Annotated in this window: 25 protein-coding genes and 1 tRNA gene; 15 read left to right on the top strand and 11 right to left on the bottom strand. The window is 68.7% G+C overall.

What is annotated here, in order from left to right; all coding sequences use genetic code 11:
* Together WC555_RS13355 and WC555_RS13350 are read left to right on the top strand one after the other, a co-directional pair.
* Positions 1-302, top strand: a 302-nt coding sequence (locus tag WC555_RS13355) for a DUF3597 domain-containing protein (RefSeq protein ID WP_373254279.1), incomplete at its 5' end; no start/stop codon positions are given.
* A 60-nt stretch (positions 303-362) separates the two neighbouring features.
* Positions 363-2,255 carry a DNA polymerase III subunit gamma/tau gene (locus tag WC555_RS13350; RefSeq protein WP_373254278.1) on the top strand — a complete coding sequence of 631 codons (1,893 nt, stop codon included), beginning with the start codon at positions 363-365 and terminating at the stop codon, positions 2,253-2,255.
* Positions 2,256-2,308: 53 nt separating this feature from the next.
* On the opposite strand, the gene WC555_RS13345 is transcribed toward WC555_RS13350, so the two are convergent.
* Together WC555_RS13345 and WC555_RS13340 are read right to left on the bottom strand one after the other, a co-directional pair.
* Positions 2,309-2,728, bottom strand: a complete 420-nt coding sequence (locus WC555_RS13345; protein WP_373254277.1) for a hypothetical protein — start codon at positions 2,726-2,728, stop codon at positions 2,309-2,311.
* Between the two features lie 327 nt (positions 2,729-3,055).
* Entirely contained in the window at positions 3,056-3,670 is a 615-nt protein-coding gene (locus WC555_RS13340) for a malonic semialdehyde reductase (RefSeq protein WP_373254275.1), read from the bottom strand.
* A gap of 161 nt (positions 3,671-3,831) precedes the next feature.
* On the opposite strand from WC555_RS13340, the gene WC555_RS13335 reads away from it, so the two are divergent.
* The 6 genes from WC555_RS13335 (at position 3,832) to WC555_RS13310 (ending at position 8,353) form a co-directional block, all read left to right on the top strand.
* Positions 3,832-4,161 carry a YbaB/EbfC family nucleoid-associated protein gene (locus WC555_RS13335; protein ID WP_373254274.1) on the top strand — a complete coding sequence of 110 codons (330 nt, stop codon included), beginning with the start codon at positions 3,832-3,834 and terminating at the stop codon, positions 4,159-4,161.
* A gap of 367 nt (positions 4,162-4,528) precedes the next feature.
* Entirely contained in the window at positions 4,529-5,131 is a 603-nt protein-coding gene (gene recR, locus WC555_RS13330) for a recombination mediator RecR (protein WP_373254272.1), read from the top strand.
* Positions 5,132-5,312: 181 nt separating this feature from the next.
* Positions 5,313-6,581, top strand: a complete 1,269-nt coding sequence (locus WC555_RS13325) for a DNA recombination protein RmuC (protein ID WP_373254271.1) — start codon at positions 5,313-5,315, stop codon at positions 6,579-6,581.
* Between the two features lie 79 nt (positions 6,582-6,660).
* Complete coding sequence (locus WC555_RS13320; protein ID WP_373254269.1) at positions 6,661-7,110, top strand: hypothetical protein; 450 nt, start codon at positions 6,661-6,663, stop codon at positions 7,108-7,110.
* Positions 7,111-7,120: 10 nt separating this feature from the next.
* Positions 7,121-7,312: a helix-turn-helix transcriptional regulator gene (locus tag WC555_RS13315; RefSeq protein WP_300465404.1), complete on the top strand. Its 192-nt coding sequence runs from the start codon at positions 7,121-7,123 to the stop codon at positions 7,310-7,312.
* Between the two features lie 57 nt (positions 7,313-7,369).
* Positions 7,370-8,353: a TraB/GumN family protein gene (locus WC555_RS13310; RefSeq protein ID WP_373254267.1), complete on the top strand. Its 984-nt coding sequence runs from the start codon at positions 7,370-7,372 to the stop codon at positions 8,351-8,353.
* A gap of 8 nt (positions 8,354-8,361) precedes the next feature.
* Here WC555_RS13310 and WC555_RS13305 read toward each other — a convergent pair.
* Positions 8,362-8,435 (bottom strand) — tRNA-Gly (locus WC555_RS13305).
* Between the two features lie 85 nt (positions 8,436-8,520).
* Positions 8,521-10,176 carry an amidohydrolase gene (locus tag WC555_RS13300; protein WP_373254266.1) on the bottom strand — a complete coding sequence of 552 codons (1,656 nt, stop codon included), beginning with the start codon at positions 10,174-10,176 and terminating at the stop codon, positions 8,521-8,523.
* 83 nt (positions 10,177-10,259) lie between these two features.
* Here WC555_RS13300 and WC555_RS13295 point away from each other — a divergent pair, with 83 nt between their 5' ends.
* Complete coding sequence (locus WC555_RS13295) at positions 10,260-10,691, top strand: DUF488 family protein (protein WP_373254265.1); 432 nt, start codon at positions 10,260-10,262, stop codon at positions 10,689-10,691.
* 152 nt (positions 10,692-10,843) lie between these two features.
* Here the strand turns inward: WC555_RS13295 and WC555_RS13290 are convergent, their stop codons facing one another.
* The 3 genes from WC555_RS13290 to WC555_RS13280 are packed head-to-tail and all read right to left on the bottom strand — an operon-like array spanning position 10,844 to position 14,657.
* On the bottom strand, positions 10,844-13,048 hold the full coding sequence (locus WC555_RS13290; protein ID WP_373254264.1) for a 3-hydroxyacyl-CoA dehydrogenase NAD-binding domain-containing protein: 2,205 nt from the start codon (positions 13,046-13,048) through the stop codon (positions 10,844-10,846).
* Positions 13,045-13,452 (bottom strand): cupin domain-containing protein, encoded by a 408-nt coding sequence (locus tag WC555_RS13285; RefSeq protein WP_373254263.1) that lies wholly within the window; start codon positions 13,450-13,452, stop codon positions 13,045-13,047. The genes WC555_RS13290 and WC555_RS13285 overlap by 4 nt, the downstream gene beginning before the upstream one ends.
* Complete coding sequence (locus WC555_RS13280; protein WP_373254262.1) at positions 13,452-14,657, bottom strand: acetyl-CoA C-acetyltransferase; 1,206 nt, start codon at positions 14,655-14,657, stop codon at positions 13,452-13,454. The genes WC555_RS13285 and WC555_RS13280 overlap by 1 nt, the downstream gene beginning before the upstream one ends.
* Before the next feature lie 338 nt (positions 14,658-14,995).
* Here WC555_RS13280 and WC555_RS13275 point away from each other — a divergent pair, with 338 nt between their 5' ends.
* Together WC555_RS13275 and WC555_RS13270 are read left to right on the top strand one after the other, a co-directional pair.
* Positions 14,996-15,547: a hemerythrin domain-containing protein gene (locus WC555_RS13275; RefSeq protein WP_373254260.1), complete on the top strand. Its 552-nt coding sequence runs from the start codon at positions 14,996-14,998 to the stop codon at positions 15,545-15,547.
* Between the two features lie 64 nt (positions 15,548-15,611).
* Positions 15,612-16,208 carry a CAP family protein gene (locus tag WC555_RS13270; protein WP_373254258.1) on the top strand — a complete coding sequence of 199 codons (597 nt, stop codon included), beginning with the start codon at positions 15,612-15,614 and terminating at the stop codon, positions 16,206-16,208.
* Here WC555_RS13270 and WC555_RS13265 read toward each other — a convergent pair.
* A complete protein-coding gene (locus tag WC555_RS13265; protein WP_373254257.1) occupies positions 16,205-17,191 on the bottom strand; it encodes an SIS domain-containing protein in 987 nt (328 codons plus the stop codon). The two genes, WC555_RS13270 and WC555_RS13265, sit on opposite strands and share 4 nt — an antisense overlap.
* Positions 17,192-17,313: 122 nt before the next feature.
* Here WC555_RS13265 and otsB point away from each other — a divergent pair, with 122 nt between their 5' ends.
* The 3 genes from otsB to WC555_RS13250 are packed head-to-tail and all read left to right on the top strand — an operon-like array spanning position 17,314 to position 21,372.
* Positions 17,314-18,102, top strand: coding sequence for a trehalose-phosphatase (otsB, locus tag WC555_RS13260; RefSeq protein WP_373254255.1), 789 nt, complete (start codon positions 17,314-17,316; stop codon positions 18,100-18,102).
* Entirely contained in the window at positions 18,099-19,883 is a 1,785-nt protein-coding gene (locus WC555_RS13255; RefSeq protein WP_373254253.1) for a glycoside hydrolase family 15 protein, read from the top strand. The genes otsB and WC555_RS13255 overlap by 4 nt, the downstream gene beginning before the upstream one ends.
* 55 nt (positions 19,884-19,938) lie before the next feature.
* Positions 19,939-21,372, top strand: a complete 1,434-nt coding sequence (locus WC555_RS13250) for a trehalose-6-phosphate synthase (protein WP_373254251.1) — start codon at positions 19,939-19,941, stop codon at positions 21,370-21,372.
* Here the strand turns inward: WC555_RS13250 and WC555_RS13245 are convergent.
* Positions 21,360-21,974: a glutathione S-transferase family protein gene (locus tag WC555_RS13245; RefSeq protein ID WP_373254249.1), complete on the bottom strand. Its 615-nt coding sequence runs from the start codon at positions 21,972-21,974 to the stop codon at positions 21,360-21,362. The genes WC555_RS13250 and WC555_RS13245 overlap by 13 nt on opposite strands.
* 143 nt (positions 21,975-22,117) lie before the next feature.
* Between WC555_RS13245 and WC555_RS13240 the strand changes: the two genes are divergently transcribed.
* Positions 22,118-22,849: a helix-turn-helix transcriptional regulator gene (locus WC555_RS13240; protein ID WP_373254248.1), complete on the top strand. Its 732-nt coding sequence runs from the start codon at positions 22,118-22,120 to the stop codon at positions 22,847-22,849.
* Here WC555_RS13240 and WC555_RS13235 read toward each other — a convergent pair.
* Positions 22,846-24,048: an acetyl-CoA C-acyltransferase gene (locus tag WC555_RS13235; RefSeq protein WP_373254246.1), complete on the bottom strand. Its 1,203-nt coding sequence runs from the start codon at positions 24,046-24,048 to the stop codon at positions 22,846-22,848. The genes WC555_RS13240 and WC555_RS13235 overlap by 4 nt on opposite strands.
* Before the next feature lie 37 nt (positions 24,049-24,085).
* Positions 24,086-24,991, bottom strand: coding sequence for an SDR family NAD(P)-dependent oxidoreductase (locus WC555_RS13230; RefSeq protein WP_373254244.1), 906 nt, complete (start codon positions 24,989-24,991; stop codon positions 24,086-24,088).
* Positions 24,992-25,324: the final 333 nt, after the last annotated feature.

Raw genomic sequence — 25,324 nt, 5'->3', positions numbered from 1 at the left:
CTCCGGCCCCGACGGCCGCCCCGACGGCCGCGCCCGCCGCCGCGGCGCCCGTCGATGTCGACGGCATCCTCGACTTCATGAATGAGCAGCGGGACCAGAAGCTGAACTGGCGCACCTCCATCGTCGATCTGATGAAGCTGACCGGCATGGATTCCACCCTCGCCGAGCGCAAGGAGCTGGCCAATGAGCTGGGCTACACCGGCGACACCTCCGACACCGCCTCGATGAACATCTGGCTGCACAAGCAGGTCATCGCCCGCATTCGCGCCGACGGCGGACAGATTCGCGATCTGACCGACTGATCCACCGTCCCTTGCGGCGAGGGGGTGCGCGATGCGGCCCTCTCGCTGTAAGACGGATGCATGAGCGACGCCGATCCTAGTCTCGATGGCCCTCCCTGGGAGGAAGATGCGCCTGACGCAGACGTCGTCGAGCGCGATCCCGACACCGACGACATGTTCGGGGCCCCCGAGCCCGCCGGCATGCGCGAGGCCGAGGCCGCCGCGACTCCCGACGCGCCGAAGGCGGAGGCCAAACCCGCCGCCAAGGCGTCCCCCTCCGACGCCGGCCCCGCCGCCCACGCCGACGACGGCTCGGCCTATACCGTCCTCGCCCGCAAATACCGGCCGCACACCTTCGAGGACCTGATCGGCCAGGAGGCCATGGTCCGCACCCTGACCAACGCCTTCGCCACCGGCCGCATCGCCCACGCCTTCATGCTCACGGGCGTGCGGGGGGTCGGCAAGACGACCACCGCCCGCCTGCTGGCCCGCGCCCTCAACAACGAGACCGACAGCATCGACCGTCCGTCGCTGGCCCTGACCGATCAGGGCCGCCACGACGCCGCCATCATGGCCGGCCAGCACATGGACGTGGTCGAGATGGACGCCGCCTCCCACACCGGCATCGACGGCATCCGCGACATCATCGAGAGCGTCCGCTACGCCCCCGTCGAGGCGCGCTACAAGGTCTATGTCCTCGACGAAGTCCACATGCTGTCCAACCAGGCCTTCAACGCCCTGCTGAAGACGCTGGAAGAGCCGCCGCCCCACGCCAAATTCATCTTCGCCACCACCGAGATCCGCAAGGTGCCGGTGACCATCCTGTCCCGCTGCCAGCGGTTCGACCTGCGCCGTGTCGAGCCCGAAATCCTCGTCGAACACCTCGCCCGCATCGCCGACCGCGAGGGGATGAAGATCGAACAGGACGCCCTCGCCCTCATCGCCCGCGCCGCCGAGGGTTCGGTCCGCGACGGCCTCAGCCTGCTCGACCAGGCCCTGGTCCAGGGCGACCGCGGCGAGACGGTGAAGACCGAGATCGTGCGCGACATGCTCGGCCTCGCCGACCGCAGCCAGACCATCGCCCTGTTCGAATCCATCATGGCCGGCCGCACGCCCGAGGCGCTGGAGCTGTTCCGCACCCTCTACGGCTACGGCGCCGACCCGGTGCAGATCACCAACGACCTGCTCGAGCACTGCCACGCCGCCTCGGTCGCCAAGATGCTGGGACCGCAGGCGACCCGCCTGCCCAACGATCAGGCCCAGAAGCTGACGGCCCTCGGCGCGGTCATCTCGGCCGGCACCCTGGCCCGGGTCTGGCAGATGCTGCTGCGCGCGCTGGACGAGGTCCGCCGCGCCCCGAATCCCGCCGACGCCGTCGAAATGGCCATCGTCCGCCTCGCCTACGCCGCCGACCTGCCCGGGCCGGAAGAAGCGCTCAAGGCCCTGCGCGACGGCGAGCCCATGCCCGGCGGCGCGGCCCCGCGCGGCCCTTCGGGCGGCGGTGGCGGAGGCGGCGGCGCCTCGGCCCAGCTGGCGGCCCGTCCGGTCGCCGCGCCGGCCCTGCCCGACCCGCAGTCGTTCGAGCAGGTCGTCGCCCTGATCGGCGAGAAGCGCGAGGTCGGCCTGCAGATGGACGTCCAGCGCTATGTGCGTCCCGTGGCCTTCAAGCCCGGCGCCATCACCTATGAAAGCCTCGACGGCGCGCCGATGGATCTGGCGCGCAAGCTGGCCTCGCGGCTCAAGGACTGGACCGGCCGCACCTGGCTGATCGCCGCCAACGGCCAGGGCGGCGGCGAGACCATGATCGAGATCGACCGCCGCAAACGGGGCGAGGAGCGCGCCGGCGTCGAGGCCGACCCCTTCATCATGGCGGTGATGGAGGCCTTCCCCGGCGCAAAGATCGGCGAGATCAAGACCCTGGCGCCGCCGGTGGAGCTGCCGGCGATCCCGGATGAGGCCGTAGAAGAGGACTGAGGGTGGCGGTGGGTCGAAGGCTGCTTCCGACCCATTGCGGACGTCGACGCAGATCACACGAGCGGAAAGTTTGCGCGCAAGTGCCTCTTCACTCCCCTCGGGTGCGCCCCCGCCACCACATCCCCGTCCGACAATGCCACACCCCAGCTAGTCCCGTCGCAGAGGAGTCTGAGTGCCTTGATGTAGGCCCGAACGTATCCACGGTCCTGTTCGCTCAGTGAACGATCAGTTTGCAGTTGGCCCTCCACCAAAGCGAGGGCGTCGTAAACAAGACCGTAGCGATTAGCGTTGGCCGCCATCGCAGCCAGACTCAGGTTCACCTCTAGGGGTAGTTTCACGGACGGAGGTTGCTCCCCCAGACGCGAATAAGCGGCGATTATCTTCTCGAACGCCTGCCCTGTCTGATGGATTGACGAAAGCCGTCGTGCCTCGGCGACGAGGATGGCCGCCCTGATCTTGTTGAAGATGGTCATCGCAGCGTCCACGCCTCCGAGCAGCAGCGTTGCACAGGGCGATGTCCGCTTTCCACCCATAGTGGCCCCTGGCGAAAATCCGCTTTCGGTCGCTCTTGCTTCTGCCTTGTCATCCCGGACGCCGCGAAGCGGCGATCCGGGACGCTTGATTGCACCGGGACATCCGCCCGGAAGCGGCGTCAGCCGCTATCCGGGTGACAGGTCAGGGTTGAAGCCGCGGCAACCCGTCTCCCGGACAACCGCTGCGCGGCTTCCGGGAGGACAGGGCGATGATGGCCGCCGTCCCGGATCGCCGCTTCGCGGCGTCCGGGATGACAAAGGCTCGCCCTACAGAATCCGCGCCGCCTCCTCGAACCCCAACCGCGGCGATCGCGGGAACAGGTTCTCGTCCGTGCCGTAGCCGAGGTTGACGATGAAGTTCGGCTCGATGTCCGTGCCGGCGAAGAACTCCGCCTTCACGCCTTCGGGGTCGAAGCCCGACATCGGCCCGACGTCGAGCCCCAGAGCCCGCGCCGCCAGCATGAAATAGCCGCCCTGCAGCGAGGCGTTGCGGAAGGCGGACTCGCGGCGTGAGGCTTCGTCGGGGAACCAGTCCTTGGCGCCCGGCGCGTGCGGGAACAGCCGCGGCAGGGTGTCCGGGAAGGCCAGATCGTGGCCGATGATCACATTGACCGGCGCCTGCAGCGTCTTGGCCCGGTTGCCCTCGCTCATCAGCGGGATCAGCCGCGCCCTGGCCTCGGGCGAGGTCACGAAGACGAAGCGGGCCGGGGTGTTGTTGACGGCCGTCGGTCCGAATTTGGTCAGGTCGTACAGCCGGCGCAGCAGGTCTTCCGGCACCGGCCGGTCGGACCAGGCGTTGCGGGTGCGCGCCTCGGTGAACAACTGGGCCAGGGCGGGCTCGGCCAAGGGGCGGTCACGAACGGGGGCGGCGTCGAAAGCCATGGGAAATCCTCCTGAATCAGCATCAGCAACTGTGGCGACTACTAATTAGGCGCTCGCGCCGCCGGCGCCAGTCTTTCGGAAACAAAAACTGTTACGAATAGCGCGGCTGTGATCCGGCGGCTCCCTTGCGGGCGCGGGGCGGCGGGGCCTATCTAGAGGGCATGAAAGACCTCAACGCCCTCATGCAGCAGGCCCAGGCGATGCAGCAGAAGCTGCAGGACGCCCAGGCGAAAATGGCCGAAACCACGGCGTCCGGAACCTCGGGCGGCGGCCTCGTCACCGTCGCCCTGAAGGGCGCGGGCGAGATCACCTCGGTGGTCATCGACGACAGTCTGCTGGTGCCCGGCGAGGGCGAGATCCTCGCCGACCTGATCGTCGCCGCCCACGCCGACGCCAAGCGCAAGCTGGACGAGGCCAACGGCGCCCTGATGCGCGAGGCCGCCGGCCCGATGGCCGGGATGAACATCCCCGGCATGCCCAAGCTGTTCTGAGTCCGCCGATTGAGTCAGGCTGCGCCGGGAACGGTGCGGGCGGCCGGCAGGTTCTTCACAAAGGACACAAAGGAAAACCACAAAGGACACGACGGGACCGGTGATGCGTCCGGTTGAGTGTCTTGGTCCGCACGTCCGGATTGCGGCTTCGCCGCCTTGATTCGATCGACGCCCTGGCGTCGATCAAAAGGCGTCCCGAGGCGTCGAGCTCAGCTCCGTCCTCCGCTCAGGCCCCGTTGTGTCCTTTGTGGTTTTCCTTTGTGTCCTTTGTGATGAACCAGCCCTCCCGGCCCGGAGAACGCTGAACCCCGCCTCGCCGCCGGCCGAGAGATAGGCAACCCGCCGACCCCCATGTTATGCGCGGGTCATGGCTGCCTCCGCGGGACCCGAGATCGAACGGCTGATCAGCCTGCTGGCCAAGCTGCCCGGCCTCGGCCCCCGCTCGGCCCGGCGCGCGGCCCTGGCCCTGCTCAAGAAGCGCGAGCAACTGCTGGTCCCGCTGGCGGTCTCTCTCGCCGAGACGGCGGAGAAGGTGTCGTCCTGTTCGGTCTGCGGCGCGCCTGACACGCGCAATCCCTGCTCGATCTGTTCGGACGGGTCGCGCGACAACGCCCTGATCTGCGTCGTCGAGGAGGCCGGCGCCCTGTGGGCCATGGAGCGGTCCGGGGCCTTTCGCGGCAAATATCATGTGCTGGGCGGCCTGCTCTCGGCCCTGGACGGCGTGGGCCCCGATGCGCTGCGGGTCGCCGAACTGGTCGGACGCGTGCGCGGCGGCGAGGCGAAGGAGGTGGTCCTGGCCCTGCCGGCCACCGTCGACGGCCAGACCACGGCCCACTATCTCGCCGAGCGGCTGGCCGACACCGGCGTCGTGATCACCTCCCTGGCGCGCGGCGTGCCCGTCGGCGGCGAACTGGACTGGCTGGACGACGGCACCATCATCCAGGCGCTGAGACAGCGGCGACCGGCCTGAGCGCCTTGCGACCGATTCTGACGCAGGCGTGCGCCATCCTGTCTCCGACGCGCCGCGCTTCGCCGATCCTCGGTGAAGCAGACGGAGCGAACGAAGCGAACGGTGTGAACGGTGTGAACGGTGTTTTTACGCGATGGGGCCGCCATAGCCGCTCCCGGCGACTCCGGTTAAGGAACGGAGCATGAACGCTTCGCTCGTCGCCTTTTTCGCCGCCGCGGCGGTCGCCGTCATCGCTCTCGCCTGGGCCCTGATGGAGCGCCGCCGCGCCTCCGCGGCCGACACCCGGGCCTGGGAGCTGCGCGAGCGCTACGCCGAGACCGAGGCCCGCATGCGCCTGTTCGAGGATCAGGCCGCGACCTCGACCGAACTGCTCCGGGCCCAGGCCGCCCAGTCGGCCAACGCCGTGGCCGAGGAGCTGCTCAAACGCACCGACGAGACCTTCCGCACCCGCGAACTGATGTCGCAGCAGCGGATGGAGGCCCAGCTGAAGCCGGTGGCTGACACCCTGAAGCTGTTCCAGGAACATGTCGCGGCGCTCGAAAAGACCCGCAACGAGGAGACCGGCGGCCTCAAGGAACAGCTGGCCCTGCTGATGACCGCCTCGACCGCCACCCGCGACGAGGCGCGGCGCCTGACCGAGGCCCTGCGCGGCAACACCGGCCGCCGCGGCCGCTGGGGCGAACAGACCTGCCGCAATGTGCTGGAGGCCGCCGGCATGGCGGGCCGGTTCGACTTCGAGGAACAGTCCTCGTCCGCCAATGAGGAAGGCCGCCAGTCGCGTCCCGACTTCGTCGTCCGCCTGCCCGGCGGCGGCATGTTCGTCATCGACGCCAAGGTCTCCCTGGCCTTCGGCGACGAGGCCGACGGCGACGAGGAGGCGCAGGCGAAGGCCGCCTCCCTGCGCACCGCGACCAGTATGAAGACCCACGTGCGCCAGCTGTCGTCCAAGGCCTATCAGGACCAGTTCAAGCCCAGCCCCGATTTCGTCGCCATGTTCGTGCCCGGCGACGCCTTCCTCGCCGCCGCGCTGGACCACGAACCCGACCTGATGACCACGGCCATGGCCTCGCGCGTGGTCATCGTCACCCCGACCACCCTGTTCGCCCTGTGCAAGGCCGTCGCCTACGGCTGGCGCGCCGAGGAACAGGCGCGCAACGCGGAAGACGTCGCGAAACTGGGCAAGGAACTCTACAAACGCCTGTCGGTCATGGGCGGCCACGCCGCCGCGGTCGGTCGCGCCCTCGACACCGCCGTCGGCAAATACAACCAGTTCGTCGGCTCGCTGGAGAGCCAGGTCATGGTCTCGGCGCGCCGGTTCGAGGATCTGCAGGTCGACCATGAAGGCAAGGAGCTGCCGGAACTGGGCCCGGTCGACCAGTCGCCCCGCGCGCTCAGCCGGCCCGAGCTGGTCGCTGCCGAAACCCGCCCCGCCGCCCTCCCCGAAGCCTGACGCCGGCCTGGACAAGGACGCTTGACACTCACGTGCCTTGATGTAAAACATCCTTGTCAAATCGACAGGGAGCCTTGTCATGAACGAGTTCACCACGCCGAAGCGCCCGCACGGACCGGGCGTCACCGTCGCCGTTCTTGTCGGCTCCCTGGTTCTGGGCGGTCTGGCCGGGGCGGGCAGCGCCTTCCTCGGTGACCAGCCGGGTCCGGCGGGCGTCGCGCTCACCGCAGCCATGATCTCCGCCGCCATGGCGGCCGGCCTCGCCGCCGCCGTCTGGTGGTGGCGCGGGATCGACGAGGCGGCGCGGGAAGCTCACAAATGGGCGTGGTGGTGGGGCGGAACGGGCGGCATGGCCGTCGGCGCCGTGCTGCTGCTGACCCTGATGATGCGAGCGCAGGACGTCCCGGTTCCCTCCGGTTTCGGCTCCCGGGCCGCCGACATCTTCGTCTCGGGCATGATGTCCATCCTGCTGTTCCAGCTCGCCGGCTACACCCTCGCGTGGGCTGGCTGGTGGCTGAAACACAGGTAGGGGGGTTCGCATGAACAATCGCCTCAAGGTGCTCCGGGCCGAACGCGACTGGAGCCAGGCCGATCTCGCCGACGCGCTCGGCGTCTCGCGCCAGACCGTCAACGCCCTCGAGACCGGCCGCTATGACCCGTCGCTGCCCCTGGCCTTCCGCATCGCGAAGGTCTTCGGCCAGCCCATCGAATCCATCTTCACCGAGGACTGATCGGCGCCCGCCGGCCCGTCACAAAATCGCTTTCGACCTTTCCCAAGGAGTAACCCCATGACCGTTTCCACCCCCCTGAAGACCCGCGCCGCCCATCTGGCCCGCACCGCCCTCGGGGCCGTCCTCGGCCTCGGCCTCGCCGGCGCGGTGGCCTTCCAGCCCGCCCAGGCGTTCGCCCAGGCCGTCGAGGCCGCCCCCGCCCCCGCGGTCGCCGCCCGCGCGGTCCCGCAGGCGGACGGCGCCGGGCCGGCCCTGTGGGTCGTCCGCGACGCCGACTCCACCCTGTACCTGTTCGGCACGGTCCACGTGCTGCGCCCGACCACCGCCTGGGGATCGGCCAGGGTGGACGCCGCCTTCGCCAGCGCCGACGATATCTGGTTCGAGATATCCAACCCCGACGACCAGGCTGCGCTCCTTCCGCTGATCCAGCAGCATGGCGTCTCGCCGGATCGCCCGCTGTCCAGCCTGCTGACGGCCGAGGAAATGGTCGCCCTGGGAGCCGCCGCGGCGGGCGCCGGCATGACCGCGGCCCAGCTGGACATCTTCCGCCCGTGGCTGGCCGGCCTGACCCTGTCGGTCGCGCCTCTGGTCAAGGCGGGCTACGACCCCCAGTCGGGCGTTGAGCTGATCCTCAAGGCCCGCGCCGACGCGGCGGGCAAGCCGGTCCACGGCTTCGAGACCATCGACAGGCAGATCGGCATCCTGGCCGGCATGTCGGAAGCCGACCAGCTCTCCTTCCTGCGCTCTACGCTCGAGGCCTATGACGACGCCACGGTCGAGCTGGACCGGATGGTGGACGCCTGGGCCGCGGGCGATGTGGCGACGCTGAAAGAGGTCGCGGTCGACGAGATGCGGTCCGAAGCCCCGGCCGTCTACGAGGCCCTGCTGGTCCAGCGGAACACCGACTGGGCGGGTCAGATCCAGACCTTGCTGGCGGGTTCGGGCACGGCCTTCATCGCCGTGGGCGCCGCCCACCTGGCCGGCGATGACAGCGTGCAGGAAATCCTCGCGGATCGCGGCGTGGCCGTCACCCGCGAATAGGGGACGGCTGGAGCGGGCGGCGGGAATCGAACCCGCACGAAAAGCTTGGGAAGCTTTCAGGCTACCACTACATCACGCCCGCGGAGCCGCCGCAGCCTTAGGGCCAATGGCGGACCGCATCAAGACGGGACGGTTCCGCGAGGGGCCGTCCCGTTTTGCTTTCGGGTTCAGTCGGCGCGATAGACGACGACTCCGTCGACCACGGTCAGCACGGCCCGGCCCTTGGGAATGTCGGCGACGGGGGCGGTCATCAGGTCGACGTCGAAGGCCGTCAGGTCGGCGCGCTTGCCGACCTCGATCGTGCCCAGCTCGGCCTCGCGGAAGCTGGCGTAGGCGGGCCAGAGGGTGAACATTTTCAGCGCCGTGGCGCGATCCACCGCCTCGTTCGGACGCCAGTCGGGGCCTTGGTGGCCTTCCAGATCGGCGCGGGCGACGGCGGCGTAGAATTCGATCAGGGGGGACCCGCGCTCCACCGGCGCGTCAGAGCCGCCGACCACGATGACGCCGAGATCGACGAGGCTGCGCCAGGCGTAGGCGCCGTCGAGGCGGGCGTCGCCGAGGCGGGCGGGGGCGAAATACAGGTCGCCGATGGCGTGGCTGGGCTGCATCGAGGCGATGATCGGCAGGTCCCTGAACCAGTGATAGTCGGCGGGCCGCAGGATCTGGGCGTGCTCGATCCGCCAGCGCACATCCGCCCCGTTCGGCCGATCGGCCGGGGCCACGCCGGCGAGCGCCTGCTGGTACCATTCCGCCACCGAGGCGTTGCCGCGGTCGCCGATGGCGTGGGTGGCGATCTGGATGCCGCCCCTCAGCGCCGCCTGGTACAGGGGCACGATCTCCTGCTCCGTGATCTGCATCAGGCCGGTGGTGTCGGGCCGGTCGGCATAGGGCTCGAACAGGGCCGCGCCGCGCGAGCCGAGGGCGCCGTCGGCGTAATATTTGATCGCCCGGGTGATGATGCGGCCGTCGGCGACGCTGCGCGGGCCTCCGGCGATCAGCTCGGTCGCGCCGTCCGGGGTGACGCTGTTGTAGATCCGCAGCGGAGCCTCGCCGTCCTCGGCCATGTCCTCCAGCAGGGGGATGTCCTTCCACGGCGCGCTCATGAAGTGGACGCCGGTCCAGCCATAGGCGGCCTCGACGCGGAAGCCGGCGCGATAGGCTTCGCGCAGGGCGGCGGGATTGGCCTGGGGCATGAGGCCGGCCACCAGCTGTTCGGCGGCGTCGACCAGCAGGCCGGTCGGTCGGCCGCCGTCGTCCTTCAGGATCTCGCCGCCCGAGGGGGCGACGGTGTCGGCGGTGATCCCGGCGGCCGCGAGGGCGGCGGAAGAGGCGACCACGGCGTGACCGTCGGCCCGGCCCAGCAGGACGACGCGGCCCGGCGCGGCGGCGTCCAGATCGGCGGCGGTGAGAAAGCGGGCCTCTGGCCAGCGCGTCTCGATCCACCCCCGTCCGATGATGGGACCTTCGGGATGGGCGGCCGCCCATGCCGTGAGCTTCGCCATGGCGTCGGCGACCGAGGTCGAGCCCTCGAGATTCAGGGTCAGCTCGCGCCAGCCGATGCCGTCCAGATGGGCATGGCCGTCGGTGAAGCCGGGGAAGAGAACCGCGCCCTTGAGGTCGAGCGTTTCGGCGTAGTCGACCTCGGGCGCGCCCGACGCCGGGCCGACATAGGCGATCCGGCCGTCCTGGACGAGGACGACCTCGGCCGTCGGCCGCTCCGCCACGCCCGTGTAGATCGTACCGCCCCGGATCAGCAGTTCCTGCGCATCGGCGCTCCAGGCGGCGGAGGCGAGAAGGAGGGCGAGGGCGATGGGGCGGATCATGACGCGGCTCCGGTTGAGGCGACCGGAGGGGTGGAGCCGAAAGCCGCTGGCGTCAAGCGGACACCGGACCCATGTGGGGGAGCATGAAACTCTTCACCATCGGATACGAGGGCGAGCCGCAGGCCGCCGTGATCGACCGGCTCAAGGCCGCGGGCGTGACCGTTCTGGCCGACGTGCGGGCGGTGGCGGCGTCGCGGCGGGCCGGCTTTTCCAAGACGGTGCTGGGCGCGAGTCTGGCCGAGGCCGGGATCGAATACGTCCACCTGCGCGACCTCGGCACCCCCAAGGCCGGGCGCGACGCGGCGCGCAAGGGCCATATCGGCGAGATGCGCGAGATCTTCGCCAGCCATATGGAGGAGCCCCCGTCGCAACTGGCCTTCGAACGGCTGCGCGAGATCGCGAAGGACCGGCCGACGGCGCTGCTGTGTTTCGAAGCCGACCACGCGGGCTGTCACCGCGCGGTGCTGGCGGAGCGGCTTCAGGCCGAGGAGGGGTTCGAGGTGGTGAACCTCTAGCCTTCTCCCCTTGGGGGAGAAGGTGGCCCGGAGGGCCGGATGAGGGGGCTCTGCCCGTCGCGCAAAAGGAAAGGGGAAGGCCCTCGTCTGGCCTCCCCCTCATCCGTCTCGCTGCGCGAGCCACCTTCTCCCCCGGAGGGGAGAAGGAAGACTTACGCCGCCTTCTGCTTGCCTTCGAAGTTTCCGTAGAAGGTCTCGCCCTTCGCGGCCATGTCGCGCAGCAGCTGCGGCACCTTGAAGCGGTCGCCGTGTTCGGCGGCCAGTTCATCGGCCCTGGCGACGAAGGCCTTCAGCCCGGTCTGGTCGATCAGGGTGATCGGTCCGCCGGTCCAGGGCGCGAAGCCCCAGCCGAGGATGGCGCCCAGATCGGCCTCGCGCGGATCGTCGATCACGCCCTCTTCCCAGCAACGCGCGACCTCGACGGCCTGACGGTACAGCAGGCGGGTCTTCAGCGCCTCGACGTTGGCCAGGGAGTCGGGGCTTTCGCCGAACCCTTCGGTCTTCGTCGTCGGGGCGAGGTCGGCCAGACCCTTCCACAGCGTCTTGGGCGTGCCCTTTTCAGCGGGGTAGTCGTAGAAGCCCTTGCCGTTCTTGCGGCCGAAACGCCCGCCCTCGACCATGGTGGCGACGATGTCCTCGCCCGGGTTCGGCACGTATTTGTCGCCGAGGTCGGCGCGGGTCTGTTTGCCGATCTTGTAGGACAGGTCCAGGGCGACGTCGTCGTGCATCTCCAGCGGACCGCGCGGCATGCCGGTCATGCGGCCGACGTTGTCGATCAGGGCGGGCGAATAGCCTTCCTTCAGCATCGCCATGCCTTCGGTCAGGAAGGTGGAGAAGCAACGGCTGGTGTAGAAGCCGCGGCTGTCGTTGACGACGATCGGGGTCTTCTTGATCTTGAGGACGTAGTCGATCGACTTGGCCAGGGCCTCCTGGGAGGTGTTCTCGCCCATGATGATCTCGACCAGCATCATCTTGTCGACGGGCGAGAAGAAGTGGATGCCGATGAAGTCGGCCGGGCGCACCGAGGCCTCCGACAGTCCGGTGATCGGCAGGGTCGAGGTGTTGGAGCCGAAGATGGCGCCGGGCTGAAGCTGGGCCTCGGCGCGTTTCGTGACGTCGGCCTTGATCTCGCGGCTTTCGAACACGGCCTCGACCACGAGGTCGCTGCCCTTCACATGGTCATAGTCGGTGGTGGCGGTGACGAGGGCCAGGGTGGCGTCGAACTTCTCCTGGGTCATCTGGCCGCGCGACAGCCGCTTCTTCAGCAGGCCTTCGACGTGGGCCTTGCCCTTGTCGGCGGCTTCCTGGGTCTGGTCGATCAGGACGGTCTCGATGCCGGCCATGACCTGCACATAGGCGATGCCCGCGCCCATCATGCCGGCGCCGAGGACGGAGACCTTCTTCGGATCGGACTTCGGCACGCCGGCGGGGCGGACGGCGCCCTTGTCGAGCTCCTGCTTGGACAGGAACAGGCTGCGGATCATGGCCTGGGCCTGCGGCGTCATCAGGGTCTTGATGAAGTAGCGCGTCTCGATGCGCAGGGCTGCGTCCATGGGGACCTGGACGCCCTCATAGACGGCCTTCATCAGATTGGTCGCGGCCGGATAGTTGCCGTAGGTCTGCTTGCGGATCATCGCATTGCCGACGAGGAAATTCTGGATGCCGGCCGGATGGTAGGGGCCGCCGCCGGGGAGTTTGAAGGACTTGTCGTCCCACGGCTGGACGGCCTTGCCGCCGCCCTTGATCCACGCCTTGGCGGCCTCGACCTCAGACCCCTTGGCCACGACCTCGTGGACGAAGCCGGCGCCCTTGGCGTCGTTGGGACGGAAGGACTTGCCCTCGGTCATGGCCATCATGGCCGCCTGGACGCCGATCAGGCGCGTCAGGCGCTGGGTGCCGCCGCCGCCGGGGAAGAGGCCGACCTTGATCTCGGGCAGGCCGAGCTGGATCCTGTTGTCGTCGCCGACGACCCGGTAGTGACAGGCCAGCGTCAGTTCGAGCCCGCCGCCGAGGGCCAGGCCGTTGATCGCGGCGGCGACCGGCTTGCCGCAGGTCTCGAGCGCGCGCAGGGCGTCGTTCAATTTCCAACCGGCCTCGTAGGCTTCCTGCAACGAGCCACCGGCCAGCATGCCGCCGGCCATGTCGCCCAGGTCGGCACCGGCGCAGAAGCCCGAGGCCTTGCCCGAGGTCAGGACCGCGCCCTTGATGGCGTCGTCGGTCTTCACCCGTTCGACCCATTCGGGGATTTCCTTCATCACGCCCGAGGTCAGGGTGTTCATCGACCGCCCCGGGACGTCGAAGGTGATCAGGGCGATGCCGTCTGCATCGACGTCGATCTTGAAATTCTCGAGGCTCATGATGCGTTCCCGTCGGCTTGAGGGTTGAGGTGGGCGCGTTGGGCCGAGACGGTTTTCGTCTTCGCCATCACGACATCGCCCGTGTGTCTGGTTTCGGCTGGCTCAAACAGAACCACCCAGCATTCTTCGGCCGCGACCGGATTGTGTTCGACGCCGCGGGGCACGACGTGGAAGTCCCCGGGGCCGAGATGGACAGCGGGCCGGTCGCGATACTCGATGATCATCTGTCCCTTCCAGATCAGGAACAGCTCATCCTCGTCGGCATGGGCGTGCCAGGTCAGATCGCCCTGGATCTTGGCCACCTTCACGCTCTGGCCGTTCAGGTCCGCGACGACGCGCGGCGACCAGTGACCCGTGACCGCGGCGAACTCCTGATCGATCGAGCCGACGCGTCCCATCTCCATCAGACCCGTTCGATGACGGTGGCGGTGCCCATGCCGCCGCCGATGCACAGGGTGATCAGGGCGGTCGATTTGTTCGACCGCTCCAGCTCGTCCAGGGCGATGCCGGTGATCATGGCGCCGGTGGCGCCCAGCGGGTGGCCCATGGAGATGCCGCCGCCGTTCACGTTCATCTTCGCATGGTCGATGTCGAGCGCCTGCATGTAGCGCAGCACCACGGCGGCGAAGGCCTCGTTCAGCTCCCACAGGTCGATGTCGGCGGTCGTCATGCCCAGCTTGCCCAGCAGTTTGCGGGTCACGAGCTCGGGACCGGTCAGCATGATCGAGGGCTCGGAGCCGATCGAGGCGCCGCCGAGGATTTTGGCGCGCGGCTTGAGGCCCAGGGCCTTGCCGGCTTCCAGCGAACCGATCAGCACGCCGGCCGAACCGTCGACGATGCCCGACGAATTGCCCGGCGTGTGGACGTGGGTGATGCGCTCGACCTCGGGGTAGCGCTGGCCGATCACGGAGTCGAAGGCCATCTCGCCCATCATGGCGAAGGACGGGTTCAGGGCGCCCAGGGTCTGCATGTCGGTGTTGGGACGGATGGTCTCGTCGCGGTCGAGGATGGTCAGGCCCAGCTGGTCCCGGACCGGCACCACCGATTTCGAGAACCGGCCGTCGGCCCAGGCGGCGGCGGCGCGCTTGTGGCTTTCCATCGAATAGGCGTCGACGTCGTCGCGGCTGAAGCCGTATTTCGAGGCGATCATGTCGGCCGAGACGCCCTGGGGCACGAAATAGGTCGGAAAGGCCGAGGAGGGGTCGACGGGCCAGGCGCCGCCGTCCGAGCCCATGGGCACGCGGCTCATCGCCTCGACCCCGCCGCCGACGGCGAAGTCGGCCTCGCCGGACTTCACCTTGGCCGTGGCCATGTTCACCGCTTCGAGGCCCGAGGCGCAGAAGCGGTTGACCTGGACGCCGGCGACGGTCTGGGCCCAGCCGGCCGAGAGGACGGCGGTGCGGGCGATGTCGGCGCCGAGTTCGCCCACCGGGGTGACGCAGCCGAGGATGACGTCATCGACCTTCGAGGTGTCCAGATCGTTTCGGTCGCGCAGGGCCTCCAGCACCTGGGTCGCCAGGCTGAGGCCCGTGATCTCGTGCAGGGATCCGTCCTTCTTGCCCTTGCCGCGCGGGGTGCGCACGGCGTCGTAGATATAGGCGTCGGCCATGGGAGTCGGTCTCCAATAAGGACGGATTCGAGCGGTTGGGGTCAGAAACGCTACGTTTACGTCAACGTCAAGTATTTTGAGGGCAGCGCCAGCCAGGCGCGGGGCGGACAGCCTCCATATGGAACCCGTCGGGATCGATCATGGGCCGCTCCTCTGCTCCTTTGCTGACTGGCCCGGTGCACGCAACATCCATCGAAATGACCCCGTTGTGTCAGCTGCCGGACGCCCGGCCGGCCAGTTTTCCGCGAACGACTCGCACCTAACTTGGCCGTGGGAACACGTCCCGTGCTCCGCGCCTTAGGCCGCCAGACACAACTCACTGTCAGGAGGATACGACCATGGCCCGGACCTACGAAGAGATGGATGCGATCGCCATGCTGAAGGCCGATCACCGCAAGGTGGAGGACATTTTCGCGGCGTTCGAAAAGGCGACATCGAAGGCGAAGAAGCAGGCGCTGGCCGAACAGGCCTGCCTTGAGCTCAAGGTCCACACCGTGATCGAGGAAGAAGTCTTCTATCCGGCGTGCCGCGGCAAGATCGAGGAAGACCTGCTGAACGAGGCCTATGTCGAGCACGACGGCGCCAAGCTGATGATCAACGATATCGAGGCCGGCGGCCCGGAAGAGGATTTCTACGACGCCAAGGTCAAGGTGCTGTCCGAGATGATCGAGCACCACGTCAAGGAGGAGGAGATGCGTTCGGAGGGCATGTTCGCCCAGGCGCGGGCCGCCGGTCTCGACATGGACGCCCTGGCCGACGCCATGCGCGCTCGCAAGATGACCGCCATGGAGGAGTTCCGGGCCGGCAAGCCGGCCGTGACCCTGACGCTGGAAGGCGACGACACCGCAAAGGCGCTGATCGACACGCCGATGGTCGACGCCGCCCGCTGATACAGGCACGGGAACGGCGCGGGGGCCGGGACGCTATGTCTCCTCACCTGACCGAGGAAGCTCCATGCGCCGTTCCCTGCTCCTGATCCTGGCCGGCCTTCTGCCGGTCGCCGCCTGCGCCGGCGGCCATGCGCCCGGGGCGGAGCGGGCGCCGCTGATCGAGCCGGCGTCCCGGTCCGCGCGACCGGTGGTGCTGATCGCGCCGCCCCGCGATTCGAGGCCTTCGGACCAGATCGAGTCGCGGTTGCTCGCGGCGCACAACACCGAACGGGCCAGAGCCGGCGCGCCGCCGCTGGTCTGGAGCGACGATCTGGAATCTGAAGCCCGGGACTGGTCCCGGGAGCTGATCTCCACCGGCCGTTTCGCGCACGATCCGTCGATGCACGGACATGGCGAGAACCTGTGGGGCGGCTGGGGCGAGCGCGCGTTCACGCCGGAAGAGATGGTCGGCGAGTGGATCGCCAAAAAGGCGCAGTACCGCCCGGGCGTCTTCCCGAATGTCAGCCGCACCGGCAACTGGGTCGACGTCGGCCACTACACCCAGGTGGTCTGGAGCGGCACGACCCATGTCGGCTGCGCCATCGCGGTCCGCGGCGACCGGTCCATTCTGGCCTGCCGCTATTCCCCGCCCGGCAATATCGACGGGCTTCGCGCCTACTAGCCGACGTAGCCGGCCTGCATCAGTTCGGCGATGTGGACGATGGCCACGGGGCGGTCGGCCTCGACCACCAGCAGGGTGGCGATCCTGTTCTGCGTCATCAGATCGACGGCGTCGCTCATGCGGGCGTCCGGTCCGATGACCTTGGGGCGCGGGCTCATGACGTCGGCGGCGGTGAGGCCGGCGAGGTCGCGCGAGAAGGCCCGGCGGATGTCGCCGTCGGTGACGATCCCGGCCAGCGTCCCGTCGTCGGCCAGTACGGCCGCCGCGCCCTTGCGGCCCTCGGTGATGGCCGACACCACCTCGGCGAAGGTCGCGGTCAGGGGCACGGTCGCCGGCGCCGGCGGACGGTCGCCCATCCAGTCACGCACGCTCTGCAGGCTCATGCCCAGCTTGCCGCCGGGATGGTGCAGGCCGAAGGCCTCGGCGGTGAAGCCGCGCCGGTCCATCAGAACCATGGCCAGGGCGTCGCCCAGGGCGAGGGTCATCAGGGTCGAGGTCGTCGGCGCGAGCCCGTTGGGGCAGGCCTCGGCCACCTGGGGCATGGTCAGGCAGACGGCGGACGAGCGGCCGAGGAAGCTGTTCGGCCGCTGGGTCAGGCCGATGACCGGAATGCCCTCGCGCCCGCAATAGATCAGGGGGTCGCGCAGCTCGCGGCTTTCGCCCGAGTTGGAGATGGCCAGCAGGGTGACGTCCTTGCGCAGCATGCCCAGGTCGCCGTGGCTCATCTCGGCCGGATGGACGAAGAAGGCGTTGGTGCCGGTCGAGGCCAGGGTGGCGGCGATCTTGCCGCCGATGTGACCCGACTTGCCCATGCCGGTGACCACGACATAGCCGGGCCGGGACAGGATGATCTCGCAGGCGCGGGCGATGCCGTCGTCCAGACCGCTCTCCAGCGCCTGAAGCGCGACGATGTTCAGCTGAATGACCTCGCGGGCGCGAGCGGTCATGGCGGCGGGGTCGGCGGGCGGGGCGGGGTCGGTCATGGTCCGGAATTGGCCTATCCCGTGCGGTTTCACAACGCCCCGGCGACCGCCGGTCATGCTGCAACGCGAAAGAAAATGGGCGACGGCGACAACCATCGGCGCGCGGGCGCGTTAGCTTGACCATGGGGACGTCCGACCTGATCATCGACGCTGTGAACACGGCCGCCGACGCCAATCCGTCTTTGCCCACGCCGCCCGCCCGCCTGCCGCGCCCGGCGCTGTTCCTAGACATGGACGGCGTTCTGGCCCCGCTGGCGGCGACGCCGGACGCTGTCGTGCCCGATGCAAGGCGGACCGCCGTCATCCGGAGCGTGGCCGAACGGCTGAACGGCCGGGTCGCCATCATCAGTGGACGGACAATCGCTGAGATCGACCGTATCGCCGAAAGCGCCTCCGCCTCCGCCTCGGGCGTGCACGGTCTGGAGCGCCGGCGGGCGGACGGGTCGCTCGACCGGGCCGAGGCCGACCCGGCGGTGCGGGACGCCGTGGCGGCCTTCCACGATTTCGCCGAGACCCGGCCGGGCGTGATCGTCGAGGACAAGGCCGTGTCCGCCGGCCTTCACTTTCGCCAGGCTCGGGGCGAGGCCGACGCGGTAGCCGCCCTGGCCGCCCGGCTGGCGGGCGAGACCGGCCTGACGCTTCAGGCCGGCAATCTGGTCGTGGAGTTGAAAACGCCCGGTACGGACAAGGGCACGGCCCTGACCGCCTTCATGGCCGAGGCGCCGTTCGAGGGCGCCATCCCCGTCATGCTCGGCGACGATCTGACGGATGAGGATGGATTCCGGGCCGCCGCCGCCCTCGGCGGGTTCGGCGTTCTGGTCGGACCGTCGCGCGAGACCGCCGCGCTCTATGGCTTGCCGGACGTGGACGCCGTTCTGGCCTGGCTGGACGCTGTCGAGGAGACGCCATGACCCCGAACCTCGACCTCGCCCCCGTCGGCAACTGCTCCATCAGCGCCCTGATCGACCGCAACGGCCGTTATGTCTGGGCCTGCGCGCCGCGCGTGGACGGAGATCCGGTTTTTTCGGCCCTGATGGACGGCCTCGATCCCGAGCACGGATTCTGGGACATCGAACTGGAAGGTCAGGCGACGGTCGAGCAGGCCTATGTCCGCAACACCCCGGTGCTGCGGACCGTGCTGACAGCCGCGGACGGCGCCTCGGTCGAGATCATCGATTTCGCCCCCCGTCATCCCAAGCACAGCCGGACCTATCGCCCGCTGGCCTTCGGACGGATCGTGCGGCCGCTGGGCGGATCGCCGCGCATCCGCGTGCGCCTGCGTCCATCCGCCGACTGGGGCGCCCGCCGGGCCGCCACGACCAACGGCTCGAACCACATCCGCTATCTGTGCACGGACGTGACCTTCCGGCTGACGACCGACTGCCCGGTGTCGCACATTCTGAACGAGCGGGTGTTCCGCCTCGAACGGCCGCACGCCTTCTTCCTCGGCCCCGACGAGGGCTACGACCAGGACGTCGGGCCCGGGGTTTCGGCGGCGCTGGACCGCACCGTCGCCTATTGGCAGGACTGGGTCCGCACCCTGTACCTGCCGCTGGACTACCAGGAGGCGGTGATCCGCGCGGCGATCACGCTGAAGCTCTGCGCCTATGAGGAAACCGGGGCGATCGTCGCCGCCATGACCACCTCGGTGCCCGAGTTTCCCGAGAGCGGGCGCAACTGGGACTATCGCTACTGCTGGATCCGCGACGCCTATTACGTCGTACGGGCGTTGAACCGGCTGGGCGCGGTCGACCTGCTGGAAAACTATCTCGGCTATCTGCGCAATCTGGTCGACGCCTCCGCGGGCGGCCATGTCCAGCCGGTCTATGGCGTCGGTCTGGAAGAGGACATCGACGAGCGGATCACCGAGACCGTCGAAGGCTATCGCGGCATGAAGCCGGTGCGCATCGGCAATCAGGCGCGCGAGCATCTGCAGCACGATGTGTACGGCCAGATCGTACTGCCGCTGGTGCAGACCTTCTATGACCAGCGTCTGCTGCGGCCCGGCACGATCGACGACTTCCATGCCCTGGAAAAGGTCGGCGACCGCGCCTTCGCCATGCACGACCAGGTCGACGCCGGCCTGTGGGAGTTCCGCACCATCGCGCGGGTCCACACCTATTCCTCGGTGATGTGCTGGGCGGCCTGCGACCGGCTGGCCAAGGCGGCCGACCATATCGGACTGAGCGACCGCGCGGTGTTCTGGGACGACAGGGCCGCTGTGATCCGCGAACGGATCGAGAAGGAGGCCTTCGTGGAGGACGAGGGGCGGTTCGCCGCCAGCTTCGGCAACCGTGAGCTGGACGCCTCGCTGCTGCAGATGACGGATCTGGGTTTCCTCGACGCCCGCGATCCGCGTCAGGTCGCCACCTTCGACGCCATCGAGCGCGACCTGAAGAAGGGCCCCTATCTGTTCCGCTATGTCGAGCCGGACGACTTCGGCGAGCCGGAGACGGCGTTCAATTTCTGCACCTTCTGGTTCATCGAGGCCCTGCACCAGAACGGCCGCGACGCCGAGGCGCGCGAGATCTTCGAGGAAATGCTGAGCCGCCGCACCCACGCCGGCCTGTTGTCAGAGGACCTGTCCCTTGGCGACAAGGAGCTGTGGGGCAACTATCCGCAGACCTATTCCCTGGTCGGCATCATCAACTGCGCCGTGCTGCTGAGCCGTTCGTGGACGGACGCGAGATGATCCCCTTCACGAAATCGCGTTGCGACCATGGGGCGAGCGGAGCCGTTCACAGCCTATGAGCCGCCTGATCGTCGTTTCCAACCGCGTGTCCGCGCCCAGGGACCCCGCCGCCGGCTCGACCGGCGGCCTGGCCATGGCGCTGTCCGCGGCCCTGAAGAAGTACGACGGCCTGTGGTTCGGCTGGTCCGGCGAGACGGTCGAACACTTCACCGGCGAGCTGAAGATGGAGGACCGCGCCGGCGTCACCGTCGCCCTGGTCGACCTGGAGGCCCAGGATGTCGAGGAATATTATAACGGCTACGCCAACAAGACGCTTTGGCCCCTGTTCCACCACCGGGTCGATCTGACCGCCTATGAACGATCCTATGGCGAGGGATACGAACGGACCAACGCCCGGTTCGCCGAGGTTCTGGCCCCGCTGATCGAACCCGACGACATCATCTGGATCCACGACTACCACATGATCCCTCTGGCCCGGGATCTGCGGCGGCTGGGGATCAGGAACCGCATCGGCTTCTTCCTGCATACGCCCTGGCCGGTGCGTCAGCTGCTGGTGACCCTGCCGCACCATCGCCGCCTGGTGGAGGCGATGTTCGATTACGACCTCATCGGTTTCCAGACCCGCGAATGGCTGGACCTGTTCCGCGACTATGTGGCGGCCGAACCCAGCGTGCACGGCAAGCTGTTGCCCAACGACGCGCTGGAGGCCTTCGGCAAGACGGTCCAGACCGGCGTCTTCCCGATCGGCATCGACGTCGACGGCTTCATCGCGGCTCGGAACTCTGCCCTGGGGAACCGGACCTATGACCGGATGGCGGCCTCGGCGGCGTTCCGGTCGCTGATCGTCGGCGTCGACCGGCTCGACTATTCCAAGGGGCTGGAGGAACGGCTGCTCGGCTACGAGCAGTTCCTCGAGACCAATCCGGACATGCGCTCCCAGGTCCTGCTGCTGCAGGTCACGCCCATTTCCCGCGACGAGGTCGATGCGTACCAGGACATCCGGGGCCGGCTCGACGCCCTGGCCGGCCGCATCAACGGGGCCTATGCCGAGATGGACTGGCAGCCGATCCGCTACCTCAACCGCACCTACCGCCGCGACCAGCTGGCCGGCATCTATCGCGCCGCGCGGGTCGGACTGGTGACGCCGTTGCGCGACGGCATGAACCTGGTGGCCAAGGAATATGTCGCGGCCCAGAATCCGGATGACCCCGGGGTGCTGGTGCTGTCCCGCTTCGCGGGCGCCGCGGAACAGATGGGCGAGGCGCTGCTGGTCAATCCGTTCAGCCGCGAGGAGCTGTCCGACGCCATCAAGCGCGCCCTGACCATGCCGCTGGAAGAGCGCAAACGGAAATGGGAATGCCTGATGCAGGTCGTGCGCGACACCGATGTCGGCATCTGGCGCGACGACTTCGTCTCGACCCTGCGGGCCATCGAACGCCCCGCGGACGGCGGCGACCGATCGGCCGCCGCCTCCGATCAGGCGGCCTGAACGCCCCCGGGCAGGACGCCGTCCTTCGCCATGGCCCGCGCATTGGCCGGACGGTTCAACACGCGCTCAAGATACGCGTCGATCAAGGCGCTATCCGGTACGAATTCGCGGCCCCAGGCGAGGGCCGAGGCGATCATCACATCGACGGCCGTGAACCGCTCGCCCATCAGATACGGGCCGGTCGCCAAGGCGGTCAGCAGGCGCGCGATGGCCGCGTCGTAGCGCGCCTTCGCGTTCGGGTCGGCTTCCGTCGCGCCACTGATCTTGCTCCAGAAGGCCGGCTCCATCTCGCCCGCCGTCCAGGCCAGCCAGGTGAGGTAGGCGGCGCGCCCGGGCGCGCCGACGGCGGCGCCAAGGCCTGCGTCCGGATGCAGGTCGGTGAGATAGAGGGCGATGGCGGCCGATTCCGTGACCAGCGCCTCGTCGTGAAGCAGGGCGGGGACCTTGCCGTCGGGATGGGCATTCGCGGGATCGCGGGCCCCCGTCAGCGTCATGGAGCGGAAAATGTCGACGTAACGGATGTCGTAGTCGGCGCCGATCTCCTCCAGCAGCCAGACGATGCGGCCCGAGCGTGACTGCGGCGCGTGGAACAGGGTGAGCATGGAAACCTCCTTTGTGGCGCTATCGCTCGGCGCGCGGCGCCTCGCTGCTTGAGCGCGCCGGCAGCCCCTCGCCGCCGACCGGTCTTGACTACTGCCACCCTGCTGCCAGCATGCTGTCAGCAGTCGTCATCCAGGGTGGCCGAATGAGACGCGCCGACCGACTGTTCCAGATCATCCAGGTGCTGCGCCGATCGTCGAAACCGGTCACGGCCGACGCCATCGCGGCCGAACTGGAGACGTCGAAACGCTCCATCTATCGCGACATCGCCACCCTGATGGCCCAGCGGGTCCCGATCCGGGGCGAGGCGGGCATCGGCTATGTGCTGGACGGCGGTTTCGACATGCCGCCGCTGATGCTGACCTCGGACGAGGTGGAGGCCGCGGTGCTGGGCGCCCAGTGGGTGGCGGGACGCGGCGATCCGGCCCTGGCCCGCGCCGCCCGCGACCTGATCGCCAAGATCGCCGCGACGGTGCCGGAACGGCTGCGCCCCGTGGTGCTGGAACCCGCCGTCGCCAGCGCCCCGGTCTGGAAGCATGAGGTCGAGACGCTGGATATGGCCAGGGTCCGCGCATGGATACACGCGGGCCGCAAGCTGCGCCTCCACTATGCGGACGAGCAGGGCAAGGAGAGCCTGCGTGTCATCTGGCCCTGTCTGGTCGGTTATCGCGAAACCAAGCGGCTGCTGGTCGGCTGGTGCGAAACGCGGGACGACTTCCGCACCTTCCGCACCGACCGCGTCGTTGAGGCCGACTTCCTCGACGACCGCTACCCGGGTCGCCCCGCCGTCCTGCGCGCCCGATGGTACGCGAAGATCGAGGCCGAATGCGCCGCCTGGGAGGCTGCGGGGAAGCCGCCGCCTCCCGGCGTTTCCTAGTAGATCTCGAACAGGCCGGCGGCGCCCATGCCGCCGCCGATGCACATGGTGACGACGCCGTATTTGGCGCCCCGCCGCTTGCCCTCGATCAGGACGTGGCCGGTCATCCGCGCGCCCGACATGCCGTAGGGGTGGCCGATCGAAATGGCGCCGCCCGAGACGTTGAGCCGGTCATTCGGAATACCCAGCCGGTCGCGGCAGTACAGCACCTGCACGGCGAAGGCCTCGTTCAGCTCCCAGATGCCGATGTCGTCGACAGTCAGGCCGTGGCGCTTGAGCAGCTTGGGCACGGCGTAGACCGGGCCGATGCCCATTTCGTCGGGCTCGCAGCCGGCGACGACCATGCCGCGATAGGCGCCGAGCGGCTGCAGCGCGCGCTTCACCGCCTCGCCGGCCTCCATGATAACGCAGGCCGAGGCGCCGTCCGACAGCTGGCTGGCGTTGCCGGCGGTGATGAACTCGCCCTGCTGGATTTCCTCGCCCGAGCCGAACACCGGCTTCAGCGACTTCAGACCCTCGAGCGTGGTGTCGGCGCGATTGCCCTCGTCCTTCGAGAGGGTGACCTCCTTCCGCGAGGTTTCGCCCGTGGCCTTGTCGACGACCAGCATGGTCGTGGTCATGGGCACGATCTCCGCGTCGAGGCGGCCGGCGGCCTGGGCGGCGGCGGTGCGCTGCTGCGACTGGAGGGCGTATTCGTCCTGGGCGTCGCGGCTGATGTTGTAGCGGCGGGCCACGACCTCGGCGGTCTCCAGCATCGACATATAGATGTGCGGCGAGAGCTTCAGCAGGTCCTCGTCCTTGCCGCGGTACAGGTTCATGTGCTGGTTCTGCACAAGGGAGATGGACTCCAGGCCGCCGCCCACCGCCATCTTCTGCTGGTCGAAGATGACCTGTTTGGCGGCCGTGGCGATGCCCATCAGGCCCGAGGCGCACTGGCGGTCCAGGCTCATGCCGGGAACCGTGGAGGGCAGGCCGGCGGCCAGCGCGATCTGGCGGGCGACATTGGGCGCCGTCGAGCCCTGCTGCAGGGCCGCGCCCATGACCACGTCCTCGATCTCGGCGGGGTCGACGCCCGCCCGGGCCACGGCGTGGCGCACCGCATGGGCGCCCAGCTGCTGCGCCTGGGTGTCGTTGAAGGCCCCGCGATAGGCGCGGCCGATGGGCGTACGGGCGGTGGAGACGATGACGGCTTCGCGCATGGCGGATTTTCCCCGATAGAGAGTTTTGTTTCAGAACCTACTTATGCGCGGCTTGCGCCTTCGACAACTCGATCATGCCCTGGGCCGCGCCCATTTCGGGGACGATCTCGCCCGTGCGGTCCGAGATTTCGGCGAAGCGGGCTGCGACCTGCTCGGCGGCGTCCTCGCCGACGGCGCGGATGCCCTGGGTCAGGGTGACATAGGCGCGCTCGAAGCCGCCGGCGCCGGCCGTCAGGATGCAGCGGCTCGGCGCGTCCTCGCTGACGAGGTAGAGCAGGCCCGGCGACACCGTGTCGGGCCCCAGAAGCTCCAGCGGCAGGCGGGCGCCGAGGTCCTCGGTCATCCGGGTATGGGCTGTCGGCGCCAGACAGTTGACGCGGATGTCGTTCTTCGCGCCTTCGATCGACAGCGTCTGCATCAGTCCGACGAGGGCCATCTTGGCCGCGCCATAGTTCGACTGGCCGAAATTGCCGTACAGGCCCGACGACGAGGTGGTCATGACGATGCGGCCGTAGTTTCGCTCGCGCATGATGTCCCACACCGCCTTGGTGCAGTTGACCGCGCCCATCAGGTGCACGTCGACGACGAAGCGGAAATCCTCCAGCTCCATCTTGGCGAAGGTCTTGTCGCGCAGCACGCCGGCGTTGTTGACGAGAATATCGATCCGGCCCCATTCGGCCATCGCGGCCTGGACCATGGCCTCGACCGCGACGGCGTCGGTGACCGAAGCGGTGTTGGCGATCGCCTCGCCGCCCATGGCCCGGATTTCCGCCACGACCGACTCCGCCGCCGTCGCCGATCCGCCCGAGCCGTCACGCGCGCCGCCGAGATCGTTGATCACCACCTTTGCGCCGCGTTTGGCCAGCGCCAGGGCATGCTCGCGCCCCAGACCGCCCCCGGCCCCCGTGACGATGGCCACCCGACCTTCAAACCCAATCGCCATGTCGCGCTCCTCTGGTGAGAGACTCTCTCCTAGCAGGCGTTTCGATCCGGGAAAGCCCGGCCAATGTGTTGAAACGGCGCCACAGTCGCCGCATTCGTAGCCAAAATCGGGAACCGCGACCGTACATTGTCGTTCGGCCTCGGGAGCGTCCCGTATACATGGGGCTTCGGGCAAACAAATGAGCATGAGGGATATGATGAAGGTGAAACTTCTCGCCGGCGTCGCGATGGCGGGGCTGTTGTCAGCCGGCGCTGCGGCGGCTGAGCCGAATGGCTGGTACGGGGCGATTGACGCCGGTTACCACACGTTGGGCGACGTGGAGACGATCTCGCA

The sequence above is a fragment of the Brevundimonas sp. genome (assembly GCF_041648615.1).
In the GTDB taxonomy this organism is placed as follows: domain Bacteria; phylum Pseudomonadota; class Alphaproteobacteria; order Caulobacterales; family Caulobacteraceae; genus Brevundimonas.
This window is presented reverse-complemented; position numbering and strand designations above follow the sequence as displayed.